14 protein-coding genes are annotated in these 21,881 nt (G+C 39.5%); 11 read left to right on the top strand and 3 right to left on the bottom strand.

Going from position 1 to position 21,881, the window contains the following annotated elements; genetic code table 11:
* Positions 1–475: 475 nt before the first annotated feature.
* Entirely contained in the window at positions 476–1,570 is a 1,095-nt protein-coding gene (gene tsaD / locus ACFIMI_RS00195; RefSeq protein WP_375692182.1) for a tRNA (adenosine(37)-N6)-threonylcarbamoyltransferase complex transferase subunit TsaD, read from the bottom strand.
* A 285-nt stretch (positions 1,571–1,855) separates the two neighbouring features.
* Here tsaD and ACFIMI_RS00190 point away from each other — a divergent pair, with 285 nt between their 5' ends.
* From ACFIMI_RS00190 to ACFIMI_RS00175, 4 genes are all read left to right on the top strand, one after another.
* Complete coding sequence (locus tag ACFIMI_RS00190; RefSeq protein ID WP_375686173.1) at positions 1,856–3,040, top strand: COG4223 family protein; 1,185 nt, start codon at positions 1,856–1,858, stop codon at positions 3,038–3,040.
* A gap of 11 nt (positions 3,041–3,051) precedes the next feature.
* Positions 3,052–4,611, top strand: coding sequence for a heme biosynthesis protein HemY (locus tag ACFIMI_RS00185; protein ID WP_375692165.1), 1,560 nt, complete (start codon positions 3,052–3,054; stop codon positions 4,609–4,611).
* 146 nt (positions 4,612–4,757) lie between these two features.
* The gene (locus ACFIMI_RS00180) at positions 4,758–5,504 is read left to right on the top strand and encodes a glutamine amidotransferase (RefSeq protein ID WP_375606037.1); all 747 of its coding nucleotides are present in this window, start codon (positions 4,758–4,760) and stop codon (positions 5,502–5,504) included.
* Between the two features lie 798 nt (positions 5,505–6,302).
* Positions 6,303–7,265, top strand: coding sequence for a DUF2125 domain-containing protein (locus tag ACFIMI_RS00175; RefSeq protein WP_375692164.1), 963 nt, complete (start codon positions 6,303–6,305; stop codon positions 7,263–7,265).
* Between the two features lie 1,312 nt (positions 7,266–8,577).
* On the opposite strand, the gene ACFIMI_RS00170 is transcribed toward ACFIMI_RS00175, so the two are convergent.
* Positions 8,578–13,287 carry an NAD-glutamate dehydrogenase gene (locus tag ACFIMI_RS00170; protein WP_375692163.1) on the bottom strand — a complete coding sequence of 1,570 codons (4,710 nt, stop codon included), beginning with the start codon at positions 13,285–13,287 and terminating at the stop codon, positions 8,578–8,580.
* Between the two features lie 266 nt (positions 13,288–13,553).
* Between ACFIMI_RS00170 and ACFIMI_RS00165 the strand changes: the two genes are divergently transcribed.
* The 4 genes from ACFIMI_RS00165 to rpsP all read left to right on the top strand — a co-directional run bounded on the left by ACFIMI_RS00165 (position 13,554) and on the right by rpsP (position 16,754).
* The gene (locus ACFIMI_RS00165) at positions 13,554–14,210 is read left to right on the top strand and encodes a carbonic anhydrase (protein ID WP_375612226.1); all 657 of its coding nucleotides are present in this window, start codon (positions 13,554–13,556) and stop codon (positions 14,208–14,210) included.
* Positions 14,211–14,440: 230 nt separating this feature from the next.
* Complete coding sequence (gene ffh / locus ACFIMI_RS00160) at positions 14,441–16,009, top strand: signal recognition particle protein (RefSeq protein ID WP_273790300.1); 1,569 nt, start codon at positions 14,441–14,443, stop codon at positions 16,007–16,009.
* A 24-nt stretch (positions 16,010–16,033) separates the two neighbouring features.
* Positions 16,034–16,363, top strand: coding sequence for a chorismate mutase (locus ACFIMI_RS00155; protein ID WP_273790075.1), 330 nt, complete (start codon positions 16,034–16,036; stop codon positions 16,361–16,363).
* 16 nt (positions 16,364–16,379) lie between these two features.
* Complete coding sequence (rpsP, locus tag ACFIMI_RS00150) at positions 16,380–16,754, top strand: 30S ribosomal protein S16 (protein ID WP_273787601.1); 375 nt, start codon at positions 16,380–16,382, stop codon at positions 16,752–16,754.
* A gap of 135 nt (positions 16,755–16,889) precedes the next feature.
* Here the strand turns inward: rpsP and ACFIMI_RS00145 are convergent, their stop codons facing one another.
* Positions 16,890–17,105: a DUF1674 domain-containing protein gene (locus ACFIMI_RS00145; protein WP_273790074.1), complete on the bottom strand. Its 216-nt coding sequence runs from the start codon at positions 17,103–17,105 to the stop codon at positions 16,890–16,892.
* Positions 17,106–17,188: 83 nt separating this feature from the next.
* On the opposite strand from ACFIMI_RS00145, the gene htpX reads away from it, so the two are divergent.
* The 3 genes from htpX to ACFIMI_RS00130 all read left to right on the top strand — a co-directional run bounded on the left by htpX (position 17,189) and on the right by ACFIMI_RS00130 (position 21,457).
* The gene (gene htpX, locus ACFIMI_RS00140; protein WP_375638440.1) at positions 17,189–18,235 is read left to right on the top strand and encodes a zinc metalloprotease HtpX; all 1,047 of its coding nucleotides are present in this window, start codon (positions 17,189–17,191) and stop codon (positions 18,233–18,235) included.
* 47 nt (positions 18,236–18,282) lie between these two features.
* A complete protein-coding gene (locus ACFIMI_RS00135; RefSeq protein ID WP_375612722.1) occupies positions 18,283–19,647 on the top strand; it encodes an RsmB/NOP family class I SAM-dependent RNA methyltransferase in 1,365 nt (454 codons plus the stop codon).
* A gap of 64 nt (positions 19,648–19,711) precedes the next feature.
* Positions 19,712–21,457 (top strand): heparinase II/III family protein, encoded by a 1,746-nt coding sequence (locus tag ACFIMI_RS00130; protein ID WP_375689033.1) that lies wholly within the window; start codon positions 19,712–19,714, stop codon positions 21,455–21,457.
* Positions 21,458–21,881: the final 424 nt, after the last annotated feature.

Below are 21,881 nucleotides of genomic sequence, written 5' to 3'. Positions count from 1 at the left end.
CGTGTAGTAGAGAGACGCGCTCTATTGATATTTCATGTTGTATAAAGGTATTTTGCTCTTTGCTTATCCTTTTAGCTATGGTTTGAAATGCGGTCATTATAAGAGTTTGTTGGAAAAAATGAAGAAAATTGGTTCTAAAAAGCTTTAAGATTACAATGGCAATGAAACGAATGAATGGTCAAAGATGAAGAGGTCAACGAATGGCATTCATATTTATGCTTCGTGGGAGAGAGTAGATCTTATTATGCTGTAAAATACTGTCATTTGAAATGTAATGATATAAGGCAGTTTTTTGAAACATGAAGGTTTTCAGAATATGTGGTGAATATTTAGGTTTACGTGTCGAGCTTTGGGTTAAGTGAATTGTGTGAGTGGGAAGCAGGTGGAAGCTGCTCGATAGAGAATTCGGGCTATCTATAGACCGGATTGAGTAGAAATCTTCGTTCTTTAAGGTGTGTGTGGGACGTCAATTTTATTATGCTTTTGTTCCACGGCGTCCCATCCCGATCAAGGGCGCGGCTTTTTCATCTAATGGCCAGCGTGAGCGGGGTGCAATGTCAAGAGAGCTTGTTTCTCCTCGTGCGAGTTTTTGTGCACCGGCAAAAGCAATCATTGCAGCATTATCGGTACACAAGGAAAGAGGAGGGGCTATAAATTCAAAACCATGTTGATGGGCAAGTTTTTGCAACGTAGAGCGAATGGCTTGGTTTGCGGCAACACCGCCTGCGACAACCAAAGCAGGAGAACGCTTTTCTTGATCATGAGAGAGAGGGTATTGGTGGGCAAAGTGTTGTAGGGCTAGGTGAATACGATCATGTACTGTATCGGTCACAGCGGCTTGAAAACTTGCGGCAATGTCAGCAATATCATTTTCTGTAAGAGGAGCTATGGCTGTTGCGGCTTGTCGAACAGCAGTTTTTAGTCCGGAAAAAGAAAAGTCTAACCGTTTTTCACCTTTTAAAGGTCGTGGAAGGGGAATGCGATTTTTATCACCAAATAAAGCTGCTTTTTCAAGTGCTGGTCCACCAGGATAGGGAAGACCTAAAAGTTTTGCAGTTTTATCAAAGGCTTCTCCTAATGCATCATCAATGGTGGTTCCTAAACGTTGGTAGTTGCCTACTCCATGAACAATGATTGTTTGTGTATGACCCCCTGAAACTAAAAGTAATAAATAAGGAAAGCTGACGTTGTGCGTTAACACAGCTGTTAAAGCATGTCCCTCTAAGTGATTTACCGCAATAAATGGTTTGCCAGTGGCAAGAGAGAGTGCTTTTGCGCTCATAACGCCTACCAACAATCCTCCTATCAAACCAGGACCACTGGTGGCTGCAATGCCATCAATATCTTTTAATTTTGTGTTTGCTTCTGTTAGTGCTTGTAGAATTAAATGATCAAGAACTTCAACATGGGCACGAGCAGCAATTTCAGGAACAACACCGCCGTAAGGTGCATGGTGATCAATTTGACTCCAAACAACATTGGAAAGAATTCGGCTGTTTGATTCATTGTTATATTCAATGACAGCTGCTGCCGTTTCATCACAACTTGTTTCTATTCCCAGCAGACGCATTTTAAACAAAACCTTATATGGAAGCTTCTTTCCTGCGTGCGTACCATGAACAGAAAAAGATGCAAAGTATTTCTCTTAGAATTGATATTTCTATTTCTTTGAATTTTATGATATCGTTGATTAAAAAATAAAGCTGTATTTTCGAGTATAAAATGCAAATGTTTTTTAAAAACTTGTCTATTAAAGGCGATACTTGTAAATATTATTGAGAAAAGCTGCGTTTTTAAAACTTTTTTCATTTTATTATTTTATCATTAAAAAAAGTGTGCACGAAAAGTGACAGAGATGGTCGATTCTTCAAAACCAAAAGTTAAACCACATTATGCTGGTACGCGTCGTAAGAAACCAGTTATTGAACATGAAGCTGTTCCCCATGATTCAGAGGAAAAAATCCACAATTCTGTAGAAGCTCATGCGCGAGAAAAACAGAATATGCAAGGTCAGGATAAAAGTACCTCTAGTACAACTTGGCTTTTCTTGTCCCTTTCTGGGATTTTGGGAGGATTCATTGCTTTGGGAATTTTTATGGGGCTTCAATGGGCTGGTTTTTTTCCTTCTCCTTTTGTGGAAAATTCTGCTGGAGGAGAAAAAGCTTTGCAGATTGCTGAAGCCGCAAAAAGTCAAGGTAAAGACACAAAGGAACAATTGAGGCGGGTCTTTCAAGAAATTGATACGTTAAAAACAGAGTTTTCTTCTTTTTCATCACAACAGTTTAAAACAACGAAAAATGATGAACTATCGAAAGAAGAAAGCAAAAAAGCTTTTGCGATTTTAGAGGAAAAAGTAAAAGCTCTTGAAGAAACTGTACAAACTTTTGTTAGAGAGTCGAAAGAGATAGAGACGGCTTTGTCTGTTGGGCTGAGCAATGCAAATGATCTTGCTGCGTTAAAACAACAGTTAGAAGCACTACAAGAAGAAACTGCTGTTAAAAATAGTGAGAAAAGAGAAATAGATACCGCGCTTTTTACTGCAATTAGTTCATTAAAAAATGCTGTAGAGCGTGGTGGATCTTATAATAATGAATTAAAGCTGTTACAACAATTATCGCCTTCGATTAATGGACTTGATGTGTTGCAAAAAACAGCTACTGTGGGCCTTCCAAGTTCAGCACAACTTTCAGTTGATTTTGCTCATGTTGCTGATACAATTGTTGGTACGCAAAATCTTGTTGCGTCAGATGCTGGTTTTTTTGACCGAATTTTAGCGTGGATAAAAGGGCTCATTGTTTCGCGACCGATTGGAAATGTTGAAGGGACAACGCTGGGGGCTATTGCGGCACGCATGGAAGTTGCCATTCAAGCTGGTGATTACGAAAAGGCTTTGAGCGAATGGCAATCATTGCCTCAAAGTGCAAAAGATGTTTCAATGGATTTTGTTAAGCAGCTTGAAAGACATATTGCTATTCAACAGTTGTTGCAGCAATTGTTATTGTCTGTGCAACAAGGATCTTTTAAAGCAACAAAGATGTAAATAGGCCCAAGATGATACGTGTTTTTATTTATATTTTTGTTGTTTGTATCCTCGGTTTAGCTTTCACGTGGGTTGCTAATCACAATGGTATTTTTGTTCTCACATTTTTGCATTTCAGATTTTCTGCTTCATTTCTTACAGTGTTAAGTGTGCTTATTTTGTTTTTTATAACGCTGGTGCTTTTATGGTGGTTATTATCTTTCTTTTTTTCCATACCGAGTGCTCTTTCCAATTATTTTTATAAACGCCATCAAAAGCGTGGTTACGAAGCTCTTTCAAAGGGGATTCTTGCAACTTTTGCTGGTGATAGTATGGTTGCGCAAAAAATGGAAGAACGGGTTGCTAAATATCTTGCAGGAAAACAAGAGCCATTGGTAAAACTCTTACAAGCGCAAACCTTGTCTTTACAAAATGACTCTGTCCGCGCCATCGGTCTTTATGAAGAGATGAGAAAGGAAGATCCGACAAAACTGGTTGGACTTTATGGTTTGTTTCGTGAAGCGATGAAGAGTAAAGCTTATGAGGCGGCGCAACAATATGCCGAAGAGGCACTGACTTTATCGCCAGCACTTTTATGGGCGCATCAGGCGGTGCTTGATCGGTTAAGTACTGAGGGTAAATGGGATAAGGCACTTACTATTTTTGAAAGAACGCAAAAAGCTCTCCCGCGTTCTATTCGCGCGACTCCAGAGCGGCAGCATATACAGGTTTTACTACTAAGTGGGCAGGCACTTTCTTTGTTTGATACACATCCTGTACAAGCACGTGAAGCTATTTTGAAAGCCCATAAATTGGCGCCTGATTTTGTTCCAATAATAGTTATTGCTGCTGATATTCTTTATAAATTAAACGAAACGCGTAAAGCGGATAAAATGATTATAGCGGCTTGGCAAAAGGAGCCTCATCCTGACTTGGGAGCGCTTTATCTTGAAAGAGAAGAAGGAGCCATTGGGCGATTGAAAAGGGCTAAGACACTTGCTTCTTATAATAAAGATGCATTTGAGTCGGCTTTCCTTATTGCTAAAGCAGCTTTGGATGCTGGTGAAACAGCATTAGCAAGAGAGAAGGCACAAAAAGCATTACAATGTCATCCACGGGAAAGTGTTTATTTATTGTTGGCAGATATTGAAGAGGCACAGGGAAACAATCAAGGTGCTGTGCGTCAATGGCTTTCTTTAGCACTTCGTGCTGAACGTGATCCAGTGTGGATGTGTGATGGGGCCATTTTTTCTTCTTGGTCAGTGGTTTCTCCAATCAGTGGACGTTTGGGCTGTTTTGAATGGAAGGCACCTCCTTGTATGCCTTCTCTCACATTAGAGGCGGACAATATTGTGTCGAAAAGGCAAGACAAAGAGTATGTTATGGGAAAAAGTGATGATGTTGGAGATAAGAAGCTTGAAAAATTAACACCTATAGATGATTCTCTTTTGCATAATGTGCAGGTGGAGAAACAAGATATAAAAGAAAAAGATGTAAAAATGTTCAGTCAAACTCACTTAAATGTTGATGATCCAGGGGTTAAAACAGAAGAAGAAACATCTTTATCGAGGAAAAAATTTCGTTTATTTTAAATTGCACCAATGTGATAATACGAATGTTTTCTCAGAAGAAACAATTGACCTAGAAGAAAAAATATCGTTAGTCTTGTCCAATAAAATTATTCTCTTATGCTTTAAAAATAAAGTTTTGCTTGGTAGCAGAGGTGATTGGTTAAAAAATGTTTTTAAATCAGAGATGTCTTGATAAAAAACAAAAAAATAACAAACCAAGGATTGCTGTCGTTATTCATCGGCGCTCTACCTATACTGGTCGGTTGGGAAAATTTTTACAACAAAATGGTTTTGTTCTTGATATTTATCGTCCTATTTTTGGACAAAAACTCCCTGATACATTAGAGCATTATGCCGGCGTTGTTATTTTAGGGGGACCGATGAGTGTGAATGACAGCGAAGCCTATATTGGTGAGGAAATTGATTGGATTTCGTTATCACTAAAGGAAAATAAGCCTTTTTTGGGTATTTGTCTTGGAGCACAAATGTTAGCGCGAAATCTAGGGGGGCGCGTTGGTACAAGAAGTGATGGGACTGTTGAAGTCGGCTGGTATCCACTAGAAGCAACCCCACAAGGGAAGGAATTGATGAATTGGCCAGAGATGGTCTACCATTTCCATGATGAAGGTATTTATGATTTACCGAAAGAGGCAATGCTTTTGGCAACAGGGAATACATATCCTACACAAGCTTTTCGTTATGGAAACAATGCATGGGGCTTGCAGTTCCATGCTGAATTTACACGCGCTATGATGCGGCGTTTGGTCGTGCGTTCGGCACATAAATTGACTGAAAAAGGTGCTCAACCTGCTTGTGCACATTTGAAAGGTCGTTTAATCTATGATCGAGCTTTGAGCCAATGGTTTGAAAGCGCATTACACCAGATTTTTTGTACACCGCCCGTACTTGTGTGATTGTTGACAACGAATTGATTTATATAGGTAATTCACGGTTTTGTATATTGAATGAGAACCCCGAATATAGTAAAGTTTTTTCATTCCAAACCTGTGTATGTTGACTCAATAAAAACCTCTTGTTTGCATGTCACAAGTAGGGCTGGCGTGTGGGCAAAAACTGTATAAGAAAAGACTAAAAATGCTTCTTATGAACTGTCTTAAGTGCCAAGGGCTGTCGCAACATTTGGGGGCTAGCCAAATATAATGATGGTGCTGGCTTTGGGGTCTCCATAAGCGTAAAGATGGGGGGCTCAATGGCTTTATCGTTAAGAAACACTATTCATTATCATTTTTGTTGTGCTGTAAAACAGTATGGTTTAAGCTAGAGGTAGAAAATCTATGTAAAACTTTACATATGAGGTGTTTTTTGTTAAAGGGTGTAATGGGTTTTTTTTAAGAAAATCTTGTTTATTGAGCTTATGAGATACTGTACTTTAGAACGATGTATAGGGACTTCTTGAAGTGATCAGTAGATAAAATCCGATCGATTAAGAAGTTGGATTGTGTATAAACTGAATGTGGTTGGGAATCTTTATCCTTTTTAGGGTGGGGAGGAAGTTAAGAGATAAAGAAAGTTTGAATATTGTCTAAATCCTTTCAAATACCATCATCACAAAAAAGTTTTTCTTTGAGTTATTTAATTTGTGGGCTCTTTTGTTTTGCTCTGATATTTATTTATAGCGCACTCTGGTTTTTTTTTCGCGTAAAATAGAAGACTATGTTTCTGGTATATTCACAAAAGTATCTTCCCATAATATGGCGGCGGTATGTGAGAATGTGCACAAGGATGGTTATCCTTTACGTGTCGGTGTTGTTTGTGACAAGTTTCAATTTTCTTGGCCTTTACATGGGGTTTCTTTATCGACGGGGCGTTTGACAGCTGGTGCACCAATTTACGCACCTCATTTGGTCGAGTTTAATGTTCATTCTCCTGCATTAATTGTTTTTTCCGGAAAAACTCCCATAGTATCGCATTGGCGCAATTTGGTGATTGAAACAGAGCCTTATTGGAAAACGGGTAAAACATTGAAGTTTATAGCTGAAGGGCTTGAGATTTCATCTTTTTCCTCTTCCCCTGAAGATCAAAAGCTTCAAGAAACATTAAGAGCACCAACGACAGATAAAAAAACGACACATTTGCAAAATACGCATGACGTGATTATTCAGCCGTTAGAGCCACAAGACATGCCTCAAAAAATAACGGCAGAATTTTTTCGACTTGATCTTAAACATGAAAAGAATGATTTATCGGGACATATAACTTTTGACGGTTTTGATGCTTCTCCCTTTTTAAAATCTTCTTTTGTTGATATTCCTAAAATTGATGGCAATTTGAAATGGATTTTAAATGATGCCTCTCTTCTGTTTGAACATGAAGAAAAAAATTGGCAACAGCGACTGTATGGAAAAAGTGGACTTTTAAAGCAAGGTGAATTGACTTTTCATACAGGTGGTGCAGTGCGTATTAGTGGACCTTTTTCTTTTGATGATGAAGGATATTTGACAGCAAAATTTGAACTTGTCCTTATTCAGTCCATGAAGCTTCTTAACACTCTGCAGCGCTTATTTCCCGCGCAAGCCAATAATCTTCAAGCGTTATTTTTTATTTTGGGTGCTTTGCCTAAAAATGCGGACGGCGCTCCCGTTCTTTCCTTGCTCATTAACAATGGGTGGGTAAAACTGGGATTTTTAAAACTTGGTCGTCTTGCTCCACTTTAGGTGTTGTACCAAAGCCTTTTTTCATTTTTACTACCAAATTTCAACTTTTTCTGATTTTCACACTTTTTTGCAATTTTAGAGTGTCAAAATCTATTTTAACAAAATGCGTATTTAATGGTAAAAAAATAGCTATAAAAATAAAAAATTATCACCTACTCCTAACTCGTCCAACCTCTTTTCACTTAGTACAAAATCTTATGTCAAACTACATATAGCAACAGTGTTTCTATGGAAAAAGTGGCATTTTAAAGTATGCTGAATTGCCTTTTTATACAGGTGGTGTGGTACTTGTTAGGAACCTTTTTCTTTATATATGGAATGAGCATATTGCATATATCTGTTTGGGTGTAACCTCTTAAAACAAGTAAATAGCCTAGTTGGAGGAAGATATGAAGTTGTAAAGGGGAAAATCAACATCCATCTTTACTGTCATTTTTTATTCGATTTTACGCATTTCAAAAGCAGTTACAGTTATATCTTTTAAATAATGGATTAAGCTTATCCTTTTATTTCTGATATTTTTTAATGAAGCTATATGTCTTCCACGTAAAACAGAATATATTTGTATTGCATATTTACGCATTTGTTAAAAAAATATTTCTCAGTGCTTCCTATTTCACGATGTCGCCTGTGAATGGTATAAGGATAAAGCCATTAAGCACCATCATCTTTTCGGTTACGGAGTAACAAGCTAGGGGAAAACATCATCATATTATATTTGCTTATATTTGCTAATTCTCAATCTTACTGCAGCTTTTGGCACTTGAGGCGGTTTATGAGGGGCATTTTTAGTCCTTTCTTTACTGTTTTTATCTATTCGGCTTTCCCATTTGCAATATGCAAGGGGAAATGGGGTTAATTAATTGAATATAAATAGATTTTAAATGAGACAAATTTAGAATATCGGATTATCATAAAAATGATAAAATTATGATTGTAAATCAATATATTATATTTTTATGATGAAGGATATTTGACAGTAAAATTTGAATTTATTTTTTATTTTGAGTGCTCTGTCTAAAAATGCGGGATAGGGTTTCCGTTCTTCCCTTGTTGATTAGTCATGGATGGATAGAACGGAGCAAAAGCTTAGCTGTTTTGTACTGCTTTTAAGTCTGAAAGTTTATGTTTTTAGGGTGAGAAATCAATCCTGTTGTTTTTTTGAAATTGTTGCAAACAATTCTATTGTGATAAATAGCGAGATTTTTATTTTTGGTGTTATGTCTAAAATGCAAACTTCTGCTCTGTCTTAGTTGGTTTGTTGTGGTGGTGGGATAGAACGGGAGATTGAGGGGGTCGTTTTGTATTTTCTTTAGGTTTGAAAGCCAATATTTTGAAGTTGAGAAATCAATCCTGCTGCAAAAGTAAAACGAGAAATATTGAGATCATTTTCAATAAGGGCGCTAATGCGGTTTGTAATGTTGTGAATATGATCTTCTTCTGTTTTTTTCCAAGTGTCAAAAGGATCTTTTTTCTTTCCATAATTTTTGAGGATTTTCATAACGATTTGCCGAAAGCTTTCAGAAACATTTTCTTTGGCTTGGCTTAAAGCCATACTATCATAATAATCTACTACAGGAATTATACGACTTGCTTCGTTAATGCGGTTTATACGAATGATTTGCGCAAGTGAAAAGTAGATCTCTGCGGTTTTAATAAGATCACTGTTGCTTTGTTTTGCAATCAAAGAAATATCACAGATTGTTGAAGCAGCTTCCAAGAGAGCTAATTGTTTCGCTAATGCTTTTGGTGCTCCCTCTTCGCTGTAGTGTAATGCTTTTTCTTCAATCTTTTGCTTAATATCGTTGCCGTGAGAATGCATAAGCTCTTTTTCAATAACGCTACGGGCTTGTTTTATTGTTTTTACAATTTCTTCTAATGGACGTGAGAGATCTATGTTGTGCAAACCCCAATTGGTTGTTTCAAAGAGCATTGGGGTCATTGTTGCGTAGAATTTATTTTGGACAAGACCGGGTATTTTATTATCAAGCTTATCAATTTGCTCAGACAATTGAGGAATTTCGAAACCATCGCGGATGGCAATGAAAACGCGAATAATATTTTCAGTCTTTTGTTCTGTTGCATCGTGTAGTCTATTAACAAAAGTGGGGCCTCCACGATTTACAATATCGTTGGCAATCAGCGTTGCGATAATATTACGACGCAATTGATGGTTAATAACTTCCTTCTTAAAATTTTCTTGAATTTGGGTTGGAAAATAGTTCAGCAAGGCTGTATTGAAATAGTGATCATCAACAATGGGGCTATTAGCAATTTCTTCTTTTAAGGTCAATTTAGCATAGGCAAAAATAACGGCGAGTTCTGGACGGAGAAGACCTTTGCCTTGGGTTGTTCTTTGTCGTAAAATTTGCTCATCAGGGAGTATTTCAACTCTGCGATCTAGAAGCTTTTTTTGTTCCAAATCGTGCATAAAGCGTATTTGATAGGGCAAATCAGTAGTGCTTTGGTTTTCCGCCAAAGAAAGCGCAAGGGGTTGTAGATAATTGTTGCGCAAGACGAGTTGCTCGACTTGAGGCGTCATTTTTTTCAAGAGCTTATTGCGATCTTCGCGGGTTAGTGTTTTGGCACGTAGTGCTGATGCAAGAACAATTTTGAGATTGACCTCAATATCAGAACAATTCACACCAGCAGAATTGTCAATGGCATCCGTATTGCATCGACCACCATTTAAGACATATTCAATCCGTCCACGTTGTGTAACACCAAGATTAGCTCCTTCACCAATAATTTTTGCACGCACTTGTTCTCCGGTAATGCGTATTGCATCATTTGCGCGATCACCTACTTGGGCATCATTTTCTGTTGCAGCACGTATATAAGTACCAATGCCACCGAACCATAAAAGATCAACAGGGGCTTTGAGAAGAGCAGAGATAATTTCAAAGGGTGTTCCTGTTTGTTTTTCGAAACCAATGGCTTGTGCTGCTTCAGGTGAGAGAGTAATGGTTTTTTCTTTTCGTGAGAAGATACCACCGCCCTTTGATAATTTGGTTTTATCGTAATCCTGCCAGCTTGAGCGAGGTAGTCTGAAGAGACGCGTACGCTCTGCATAGCTTTCGTCTATGTTCGGATCTGGATCAATAAAGATATCGCGGTGATCAAAAGCGGCAATCAATTTTGTTTGTTTGGAAAGCAGCATTCCATTGCCAAAGACATCACCAGACATATCGCCAACACCGACACAGGTGAAGGGCGTTGTTTGAATATCGTGATTAAATGATTCTCTAAAATGTCTTTTGACGGCTTCCCATGCACCTTTAGCTGTAATACCAATGTCTTTGTGGTCGTAACCTGCTGAACCTCCAGAGGCAAAAGCATCATCAAGCCAAAAGTGGTTTGCTTGGCTGATGGCGTTGGCTGTATCAGAAAAAGTTGCTGTTCCTTTGTCCGCTGCAACAACAAAATAGGGATCAGGGTCATCATGACAGATGACATTGTGGGGAGAACTTATTTTGCCGTTAATCAGATTGTCTGTAATGGAGAGCAAAGCTGTTATAAAGTCTGTATAAGCTTGTCGTGCTGCTTCTATGATGACAGCACGGTCATTTGTTTGGGGAAGCCGATGGGGATAGAATCCACCTTTTGCACCTGCAGGAACGATAACCGCATTTTTAACTTGTTGGGCTTTGACTAAGCTAAGCACTTCGGTGCGGTAATCTAATGCACGGTCAGACCAACGAATGCCGCCACGAGCGATAGGTCCAAAACGCAAATGGACCCCTTCAACTTCTGGTCCATAAACAAAAATTTCTCGGTAAGGGCGCGGTTCAGGCAAACCTTCAATCTGGCGTGGATTTAATTTGGTGGCTAAAATACGCCGTGGACTTCCATCAGGAAGAGTCGTAAAGGCATTCGTTCGTAAACTCGCCTCGATAAGGTTACAATAACGGCGTAAAATGAGATCATCGTCTAAACCAGAGACTTTCCGTAATTTTTCTTCAATGCGCTTTTGAATAACTTGTTGGTTTTTTTTCCGTTCTTTTTCTGTATGGCTTTGATGAAATTTTAAATGAAATAAAGCATAAAGATCTTGGGTAATGTCAGGATAAGCATTTAAAGTTTGGGCAACGCGATCTTGCGAATAAGGAATTCCAGCTTGTTGGAGATAGCGCCCATAATGGCGCAAAATAACAATTTCATGCCAATCAAGCTCAGCTGTTTGGGTGAGAGCATTAAAGCCGTCATTATCAGCATTTTGTGCCCAAATGGCTTCAAAGGTTTCGGCGTGTTTTTGACCGTCTTTTTCAAAATCGATACAGCGTTGGAAAGTACTTTCTAGCTGCATATCATGAAGATACACAGAGCGCCCATTGCCATCTGGTAATTCAAGGGTTTGTTCAGCAATAACGCGAAACCCCATATTTTCAAGGAGTGGTACACGTTTGGAAAGGGCAAGTGCTTCATGGCGGTGAAAAAGCCGAAGAGAAATGCACTGTTTTTCTTTGTTTTGTGCGTGATAAAAGATCACGAAAAGGGGCTTTTCATCATGAAGACTTAGAATATGTCCGGCATCGTTAATAGCGTCTTCAGCTGAAAATAAATCACGATAGCTGTTGGGGAATTCACTGGCTAGACGTGTTTGTTGCTCTGTTATTTTCTTGTTAAGAGCGATGGCTTGAACCCTGTCTTCCCAACTTCGTGCAATCGAACGTACATGTTGTTCAAGTGTGGAGCGCTCGTGAAGGGGAACAGTTTCGTTTCCTTTGCGATGGATGATATAATAGACACGTATAAGGGTGCTTTCCAAAAATAGCGGATAAGATTCAAAAAAGTCACCTTTATAAAGCTCTACAAAATGTTCGCCAACTTTTTCACGCAGGCTGCTGCTATATTGGTCACGCGGTACGTAGACAAGGATAGAAACAAAGCGTCCAAAAGAATCAGTGTGGGCAAGAACCCGTAAACGTGGGCGCTCATCTAATTGTAGAATAAGCTTAGTGTTTTCTGTCAATGTATCAACATCAGAGCGAAACATTTCATCTCTTGGATAGGTTTCTAAAGCACTGATGAGTGCTTTTCCTGAATAATCGGCGTGATTGTGTCCAAGACGTTGAATAATAGTTCGGGCTTTTTCTTTTAAGAAAGGAATTTGCAAAATAGAACGTGTATAAGCTGAGGAGGTAAAAAGCCCTACAATGCGTAATTCTCCACAGAGTTGGTTTTCTTTATCAAAGATTTTAAGACCAATATAATCGAGCCAAACAGAACGGTGAATTTTGGAGCGGCTGTTCGCTTTTGTCACGATAAACAGATTATCGCTTTCCATGAAGGATAAAACTTCTTGAGGAGGTTCTTTCATACTTTTATCGTCAACAATATGAATAGAAGCATCCGTGAGTATACCAAGTTCAATATTACTTGCCGTAAAGGATTTTAGGGGTTTTTGGTCTTTAATGAAGTTGTAAGTGCGCATACCAAGGAAAATGAAATTATCGTCCATTAGCCAGTGAAGAAATTCAATAGCTTGTTCGCCTTCTTGTTTGTAGTGCGGGGGAAGACTTATTTGGTAGGCATGAATATGCTTTTCAACTTCTTCAAGCATAGGTTTCCAGTCTTGTACAGCAGCATTAACCTGTTCAAGAACTAAGGTGAGTTCATTTTCAAGTTTTTGTATTTGCTGTTTGTTTAATGACTCGATGTGAATTTGCATCAGACTGATGCGTTTTCCAGAAGCACAATCAATAATGGGGTGTGCAATCAAATAGATATGGTTTTTGTGTTGATTAAAAACATTTAAAATAGAATCCAGAAGGAAGGGTTTGTTATCATTGACAAGCGTGATAACGGTTATAGGTTTGTTACTGCGGGTTAAATTTTGCTCAAAGCAGATGGTATTTTTTCCCGTCTGATGGAGATTAAAAGCTTTTACCGCGATGGCTGTGGCTTTTTGAAGTTCTTCATTTTCATAATAAGCAATATCTTCTTTATCGGTTTGGGCAAAAAGGATTTGTTCTATTTTATCTTGGGTGTTTTTTGTCTCTGTTTTTTTTTGTTGCAACACATTCACTCTCCCTTTTTGCTCTTAAGGGGTCTTTATTAAAAGCAGACCATTATATTTTTTATATACTGTAACACCTTCTTTCTAAAGAAAATAGCTCTTTATTTGGAAAGAATGAGTTTGTTTTTGCTATTTTTTAGTAATATTTTGTACTTTAAAGAAATATTTTGCTTCAAGGAAAGGGCGCTTTTAGTATTTTTGTATGTTAATAGTTTGTTTTTTAAAATATACAAAATGAAAGTAAAAAAAGAAGCAAAAGTAAAGAGAGAATGGCGCATTTACCAGAAAGACTTTTAAGTGGTTACCAAAACTTTATAAACAATCATTTTTTATATAAAATAGCAGATTATCAGCAATTGGCGATTGAGGGGCAGAAACCTGAAGTTTTGGTCATTGCTTGTTGTGATTCGCGTGCAGTACCAGAAATGATTTTTGATGCTAAGCCAGGGGAAATTTTCACTCTGCGCAACGTGGCGAATGTGGTTCCTCCTTTTTCTCCTGATGACCAATATCACGCAACATCAGCAGCTCTTGAATATGCTGTGCAATTGCTTGAGGTGAGACATATTGTCGTTTTTGGTCATGCCCATTGTGGAGGCATTCGTACTGCTCTTAATGAGACATATAAATCTTTATTATCAAATGATTTTATCGGTCAATGGATAAGTCTTTTAGCACCAGCAGCAGAAATCGTTTTGAATAATAAGTCGTTGTCTTGGCCAGAAAAACAGACGGCATTAGAGCAGCTTTCTATTCGCCATTCGTTGAGAAATTTAGAGACGTTTCCGTGGATAAAGCTTCGCAAAGATCAAGGTTTTTTGACATTGCATGGTGTTTGGTTTGATATCTCTAGCGGAAAATTATGGAGCATGGAACAGGAAACAGGTTGTTTTATGCGTGTTGAAGTTGAAAGTTTTGAAGTATAGTATTTGTTGTTTTTATTTCTTCGTATAAAAAGATATTTTATGATAAAACTTGACAAAGCTGGGGTTTTATTGTTTGAAGGAGCAAGCTTTCAGTGACAAAATTAACTTGGAGCCACCGACTGAGACCCCAGTTTAAGGGTATAAAGAGATCTCAGAGGTCAACATCCGACGGCGCGATGCGTTCTCGGATGCTATTTTGGTTTGTTTGTTATGCAACAATGAGGTAAATGATGTTTGAATCCTTGCAAGAGCGACTTGGTTCTATCCTGTCTCATTTGACGGGACGTGGCGCTTTATCGGATCAGGATGTTGTAGAGGCGCTGCGTGAAATTCGTCGCGCTTTATTGGAAGCTGATGTTGCTCTTGATGTTGTGCGCTCTTTTACCGATAGAGTTCGGGAAAAAGCTGTTGGGGCCGAAATCGTTAAATCAATTAAACCAGGCCAAATGGTGGTTAAAATTGTTCATGATGAATTGGTTCATATTCTTGGAAATGAAAGCGTTCTGAGTGATTTAAATGCACCAGCTCCAGTTGTTATCATGATGACTGGTTTGCAAGGTTCGGGAAAAACAACCACAACAGCAAAGCTTGCAAAACGTTTTACTGATAAGCACAATAAAAAAGTTCTCATGGCGTCATTAGATACACGCCGTCCCGCTGCACAGGAGCAATTGCGCCAATTGGGAGAACAGGCAAAACTTGCAAGCTTGCCTATTATTGCGGGTCAGCTGCCTGTTGATATTGCATCACGTGCCGTACAGGCTGCTAAATTGGGTGGTTATGACGTGCTTCTTCTTGACACAGCAGGACGTAATCATATTGATGAAGCTTTGATGCTCGAATTGGCTGAAATTAAAGCATGTTCCCTTCCTCATGAGATTATGTTGGTGGCTGATAGTTTGACGGGGCAAGATGCCGTTCATCTTGCTCGTTCTTTTGATGAGCGTGTAGGGATTACGGGGATTATTTTAACACGTATGGATAGTGATGGGCGTGGTGGCGCTGCTCTTTCTATGCGTGCTGTTACAGGTAAACCAATTAAAGCAATTGGAACTGGTGAAAAAATAGATGCTTTAGAAGAATTTCATCCCAGTCGTATTGCTGATCGTATTCTCGGAATGGGGGATATTGTTTCTTTGGTTGAAAAAGCTGCTGAAACAATGGATCACGAGAAAGCTGCTGCTTTTGCAAAAAAAATGCAAGCTGGAAAATTTGATCTGAATGATCTTGCAGAACAGTTGCAGAAAATGAAAAAACTGGGTGGAATGGGCGGTATTATGGGCATGTTGCCAGGAATGGGGAAGGTCAAAGAGCAGATTGCGGCTGCGGGGTTTGATGATCGTTTGTTTGATCGTCAATTGGCCATTATTTCATCTATGACACCCAAAGAGCGGGCGAATCCAGAGCTTTTAAAACATAGCCGCAAACAACGAATTGCTAAGGGGTCTGGTACGACAGCGGCTGATATTAATAAACTTTTGAAGATGTATCGCCAAATGGCTGATATGATGAAAGCCATGGGTGGTAAAGGAAAAAGTGGTTTTATGGGAAAGATGTTGGGAGGCCTTGGTTCCAAAATGGGTTTTGGTGGTATGGGAAACTTGGGAGGGGATTCTCCAGCTATGCCGGATTTGTCGGGATTGGATCCAAAGCAATTCTCAACGCTTCAAAAGCAAATTGAAAATGGTAATGGAGGGAAGCTCTTGCCCGGACTTCCTAAGCGTGGACCTACATTTCCTGGTCTTTCCAATGGCATTGTCGATGGGGGAAATTTTCCTCAGCATCCTAAGAAAAAATAAGATGTAAAGAGGGAAAGGAATATAATGCAGGAAACAGTATTAAACGAATTGGCACATTTACGAGCATCCATTGATAATTTTGATGCAACTTTGATTCATATCTTAGCAGAGCGGTTTCGTTGTACGAAAGCTGTTGGGCGCTTAAAAGCGCGTTATGATTTACCTAAAGTAGATCCTCTGCGTGAGCAATATCAGGTAGCGCGTTTGCGGCAATTGGCTATGGATAGTGATCTTGATCCTGATTTTGCTGAAAGATTTTTAAAATTTATTATTAAAGAAGTTGTGAGTCATCATGAAGTTATTGCTGAAGAGCAAAAAACAAAAAAAGTCAATTTAAACGAAAGCCAGAGCTGACAATAGGAGATAAAATATGGCATTGAAAATTCGTTTGTCCCGTGGAGGTTCAAAAAAACGTCCTTACTATCATATCGTCGTTGCAGATGTTCGTAGTCCGCGCGATGGGCGGTTTCTTGAACGTGTTGGTGCATGGGATCCAATGTTGCCTAAAGATGGACCGAGGGTGAAACTTAATGAAGAACGTATCCAATATTGGCTTGGGCAAGGGGCTCAACCAACAGATCGCGTTTTACGGTTTTTAGATGCAGCTGGCTTGAAAAAGCGTCCAACTCGTAATAATCCACATAAAGGTGAACCGGGTAAAAAAGCACAAGAACGTATAGCAGCAGCAAAGCAAGCAGCAGAAGAAGCAGCGGCAGCGGCTGAAGCAGAATCTGCTTCAGCATAAGAAGCATGATTGTTTAATCAATGTGTTTTTAAAAGCTTTAGAAAAATAAATATTATCCGTTTTTGTCTATCAAAAACGGATTTTCATTAAAAAGCTGCTTGTTTAAATTGCGCCGTTTTTTTTAAATCAATGGTTTTAAAAATCAATGGCGCGGCCTTTAATTTCCCAGTCTCCATAGCGGGAAGGGTCTTTGCCGCCGCGTCCGCCGTTTTCTAAAGGTTGTTCTTTTTTTGCTGCGCGTTTTCGTCTTTCTTCAGCTTCTTTAAGGGCGCGTTGTGCTGCGGGAGAAAGAGATTGCTGTTTAACGACAGTTGCATTTTTTTTGCTTGTTTTCTCATCTTTTTTATTCATTTTACACCTATTCCATTGAAGAAGCAGAAAGAAAACACCATCATATAGTATTGATTGACTTTTATCATGGAGTTTTTTGAGTAATGAATATAATGCGTACAGCTATGCTTTTGGCTTTTTTAACTGCTCTCTTTATGGGAGTTGGTTATCTTGTTGGAGGGGGCGGTGGCATGGTCATTGCTCTTTTGATGGCAAGTGGTTTAAACTTTTTTTCTTATTGGAATTCAGATAAAATCGTTTTACGCATGTACGGGGCGCGTGAAGTTGATCAGCATTCAGCACCAGTTTATTATAAGATTGTAAGCGATTTAGCTAAAAAAGCTTCTCTTCCTCAACCAAAGGTTTATGTTATTGAGAATGCACAGCCAAATGCTTTTGCAACGGGACGTAATCCGCAAAATGCAGCTGTTGCTGCAAGTACTGGGTTGTTAGAGCGGTTAAGCGCTGAGGAAATTGCCGGCGTTATGGCGCATGAGCTCGCACATATTGAGCATCGTGATACGTTAACAATGACTCTAACCGCAACGATTGCAGGGGCAATTTCGATGCTTGGTAATTTTGCTTTCTTTATGGGAGGACAGCGTAATTCTTCAGAAGATTCTCATGGCGCTGGGGCAATTGGAGGATTTATTGCATTGCTCGTGGCGCCTTTTGCAGCGATGCTGGTGCAAATGGCGATTAGCCGTACACGGGAATATGCTGCGGATCGTAGAGGGGCTGAAATATGTGGTAATCCTTTATGGTTGGCTTCGGCATTGCGTAAGATTGCTGATGGAGGACGTGGGGTATATAATGAAGAAGCAGAGCATAATCCAGCAACCGCGCATCTGTTTATTATTAATCCTTTGAGCGGTGAGGGAGCGGATAGTCTTTTTTCGACACATCCAGCAACTGCAAATCGTATCGCTGCTCTTTATCAGCAAGCAGAAGAGATGAAAGGGGCTCTTGCCAAAAGTGTGGGATGGAATAAAGAAGACGCTATACATGAAAAAAGCAGCGGGATGAACTATGGAGATTTTCATAGTGGTCAGGCTCATGCATTAGGTGAGCAAGAAAACAGTTCTTTTCAGCGTGTTACAAAACGTCCTTCTTGGCTTCGTTATGAAAATTCAAAAAGATCTCGTTCATAGAATTATTGAGAGAGCTCTTGAGAAAACTGTGATATAAAGGTGGTGTTTTGAAACACAAAAAAGCGGGGCATGTGTCTGAAAAAAATGTTCCAGGATTAGCTGTTCGACAGGTGTGTGTGCGTCTTTTGGGGGCGGTAGTTGATAAGTACACGCCTCTGTCTGGTTTGACGGATAATGAACACGGACATCCACAATATTTGAAGCTTTCACAACGAGATCGTTTGTTATGTCGGGCTATTTTAACAGCTTCATTGCGTCATCGAGGGCAGATTATGGCGGCTCTCTCACGCTTTTTGGCGCGTCCTTTGCCTTCACAAGCACTTTCACTTCAGCATCTTTTGCATATCAGTGTTGCACAAATTCTTTATCTTGATATTCCCGATCATGCGGCTATTGATTTAGCTGTGCGTGTGGCGAAACTTGATCCTCGAATGCGCCGTTTTTCAGGGGTGGTGAATGCTCTTTTGCGCAATGTTGCACGTGAGGCAGAGCCTTTACGCCAACAAGTTCCTACCATTGAAGGTGTGCCAGCGTGGTTTGGACAGCTTTTAATATCAGCTTATGGAACAGAAAAGGTACATCAGATTATCGCAATTCAAAGTGTGGAACCTCCTTTCGATTTGACAGTGAAATCTGATAGTGGTGGATGGGCTGAAAGGCTTGGCGGTGTGGTATTGCCCAATGGTTCTGTTCGATTGAAGCGTCTGGAGTGTTCTGTTTCTGATTTACCAGGCTATCGTGAAGGGTCTTGGTGGGTCCAAGATTTTGCAGCAGCTTTGCCTGCTTGTTTACTTGGGAGTATTGAGGGTAAACGCGTTGCTGATCTTTGTGCGAGCCCTGGAGGAAAAACAGCACAATTGGCTTTGCAAGGGGCTGAGGTGACTGCAATTGAGCTTTCTGCTAACCGCATAAAGCGTTTAAAAGAAAATATGGAACGGCTTCATTTTTCAGTTCATATTTGGCAGGGCGATGTGAAAAATTTCCATTCAACACAGCTTTTTGATGCGGTTCTTCTTGATGCTCCTTGTTCTTCTACAGGAACAATCCGTCGTCATCCAGATATTTTATGGACGAAATCGAGGGAAGATATCGTCAAGTTAGCGGCGTTGCAATATGATTTGCTTGTCGCAGCAATTTCTTTGGTGAAGGAGGGGGGGCGGATTGTTTTTTCCAATTGTTCATTGGCAAGAGAAGAAGGTGAAGATCTTATTGAGAAAATTTTATCGATACGCAATGACATTGTTTTAGACCCTATTTATCCAGAGGAAATGGGAGCACTGGAACATTTGCTTTGTGGGGGGATGTTACGGACAACGCCTGCGGATTTTTGTCATAAAAATTTTGATGCTGAGAAAACCGTATTTTTAGGAATGGATGGTTTTTTCGCTGCGCGCTTACGAAAAATTGCTTAATTAACGCTTCATTTACAAAAATGGTCGAAATTGTATTTGATTCAGCATAAATGGAGATGAAATTTTGGCGGTTGCGGTAAAAGCTCCTCAGGTAAAAGTGGCAGCCTGTATCGATACGATACAGAATGTTATGCGGCGTTTATGGGTTGGACCATTGTTTCGTTGGCGATTTTCAGGGTTTCGTCCTCATAAAATTTTAGCGCATCCCATGGATTTGCATGTAGCTGATCCGATGATGGCGCATGAATTTTATCATGGTCGTTTTGCTTTTGCTGGTCACATTGTTCATTCTGGTGCTGTTTCGCCGTTTTCATTGGTTCCACCAACGCTAGAATGGGAAGCGGCTCTACATGATTTTCATTGGTTGCGCCATATGGAGGCAGCAGGAAGTGATTTAGCTTCTGCACATGCACGCTCTCTTTTAGAAGACTGGTTTGACCATGCTGGTAAGAAGGTAAAAGGGCTTGCTTGGAGTGATCCTGTTGTGGCGCGGCGCTTGATTTCATGGATTTGTCATTCGAAAATGTTGTTAGAAGGGGCAAGTGAACGGTTTGAAAAACGCTTTTTACGTGCACTTGGTTTGCAATTTCGTTATTTGCGCGTAACAGTTTGTAGTATGGAGCACAATGATCAACGTTTACAAGCAGCAGTGGCTTTGACATTCGCATCTCTTGCTTTGCCTGTTTCAGCGGCAGTGAAAAAAAAGGTACAAACCACACTTATAGAGGAGCTTTCCCGTCAAATCCTAGTTGATGGTGGGCATATTTCCCGTAGTCCTGTTATTTTGCTGAATTTGTTATCGGATTTATTGTCGTTACGGCATCTTTTTATGCGTAGCAATGAAACAGCACCCCGTATTTTGATTGATTCTGTTGAGCGTATGTTGCCAGCTTTACGATTCTTTATCCATGAGGATCAAACGTTGGCCCATTTTAATGGGGTTGGTCCCCTTGTATCGGAACGGTTATCATCACTTTTGGAGCTTGATGAAACAGGAGGACATCCTTTTAGTTATGCCCGTTATTCAGGATTTCAGCGCTTAAAAGCCAATCAAACAACAGTGCTTGCAGATACAGGAAAGTTTCCACCTCGCTCTGTAGCACAGCAGGCTTGTTCGGGGTGTTTGTCTTTTGAAATGTCTTCACAAGGGCACCGTTTTATTATCAATGCCGGTGTTAATCCTGATGGGCGGGAAGAGTATCGACATTTAGGGCGTGTTACTGCAGCACATTCAACAGCTACGCTTAATGATTGTTCAGTGGGTGCTTTTTATCATAAAAACAAAAATGGCGCGCCATTTTTGTTTGATGGACCAACAGACGTTCAAGTGTGCCGTATAGAGGATTCAGAGAAGACGGGTTTTATTGCGAGTCATAATGGTTATATGCGACCCTTTAATCTTATTCATGAGCGTGGTCTTATTTTGGCGACAAATGGAGATACGATTGAAGGTTTTGATCGCTTTTTTATGCCAAATAAAGGGGGAAAGAGACACAAGAGTGTGCAAAATGAACAAAATCATGTTGCTGTTCGGTTTCATCTTCATCCACAAGTTGAAGTTAACTATGATGGCAAACGTGTGTGTTTAGCCGTAAAGAATGAGAACGTGAAGAGTGAACAAATATGGTATTTTATATCGCCTGACGCAGATATTTGTCTTGAAGATTCGATTGATTTTGCAGAATTAACAGGTCCACAACGGACACAACAGATTGTTTTATATTTTCGTCCTGCATTTCAGGAAAAAGTTCGTTGGCGTTTTATCCGTAAAGCGTTTGATAAAAAATTAGAACATTGTTCCAACCCATAGTATATTGCGTTTTATCTTGCGTGTCGCAAAACATCATCGTTTATTGTGGTAATATTCTCAAAATTTGAAGATCATATCAATTTTATACACGAAGCATTTTTTGGGAGTATGGGTTGGATGTTTTTAGGCAAGGTTTGCTCATAGAATCTCATGAGGTGATGCTAAAGGAATTGGCTTCAGAAAAAAAGGTTTTTGAAAGACCATTGTTGACAGATGAGTACTAGTTAAGGATTTTGATCCTTTAAAGATATAGAGAGAAAATTAAGTCGTTCTTATCTTCGATAAATTTTTAAGTGTGCTGTTGGGATCAATATTTCTCTCTGAGAGAGTTGCATTAATAGGATTACGTTCTTCACGAAAAACAGAGCGCTATTGTATTGTATATTCACGAACTTATTTTAAAGAAAAATTCCTTAACGCTTCC

The sequence above is a fragment of the Bartonella sp. AP4SXKL genome, assembly GCF_042195845.1.
Taxonomy (GTDB): Bacteria; Pseudomonadota; Alphaproteobacteria; order Rhizobiales; family Rhizobiaceae; genus Bartonella.
This window is presented reverse-complemented; position numbering and strand designations above follow the sequence as displayed.

Excerpts from the sequence above, each read along its gene's own strand:
- tsaD (WP_375692182.1), bottom strand. The coding sequence starts at position 1,570 with ATGCGTCTGCTGGGAATAGAAACAAGTTGTGATGAAACGGCAGCAGCT.
- ACFIMI_RS00190 (WP_375686173.1), top strand. The coding sequence starts at position 1,856 with ATGGTCGATTCTTCAAAACCAAAAGTTAAACCACATTATGCTGGTACG.
- ACFIMI_RS00185 (WP_375692165.1), top strand. The coding sequence starts at position 3,052 with ATGATACGTGTTTTTATTTATATTTTTGTTGTTTGTATCCTCGGTTTA.
- ACFIMI_RS00180 (WP_375606037.1), top strand. The coding sequence starts at position 4,758 with ATGTTTTTAAATCAGAGATGTCTTGATAAAAAACAAAAAAATAACAAA.
- ACFIMI_RS00175 (WP_375692164.1), top strand. The coding sequence starts at position 6,303 with ATGGCGGCGGTATGTGAGAATGTGCACAAGGATGGTTATCCTTTACGT.
- ACFIMI_RS00165 (WP_375612226.1), top strand. The coding sequence starts at position 13,554 with ATGGCGCATTTACCAGAAAGACTTTTAAGTGGTTACCAAAACTTTATA.
- ffh (WP_273790300.1), top strand. The coding sequence starts at position 14,441 with ATGTTTGAATCCTTGCAAGAGCGACTTGGTTCTATCCTGTCTCATTTG.
- ACFIMI_RS00155 (WP_273790075.1), top strand. The coding sequence starts at position 16,034 with ATGCAGGAAACAGTATTAAACGAATTGGCACATTTACGAGCATCCATT.
- rpsP (WP_273787601.1), top strand. The coding sequence starts at position 16,380 with ATGGCATTGAAAATTCGTTTGTCCCGTGGAGGTTCAAAAAAACGTCCT.
- ACFIMI_RS00145 (WP_273790074.1), bottom strand. The coding sequence starts at position 17,105 with ATGAATAAAAAAGATGAGAAAACAAGCAAAAAAAATGCAACTGTCGTT.
- htpX (WP_375638440.1), top strand. The coding sequence starts at position 17,189 with ATGAATATAATGCGTACAGCTATGCTTTTGGCTTTTTTAACTGCTCTC.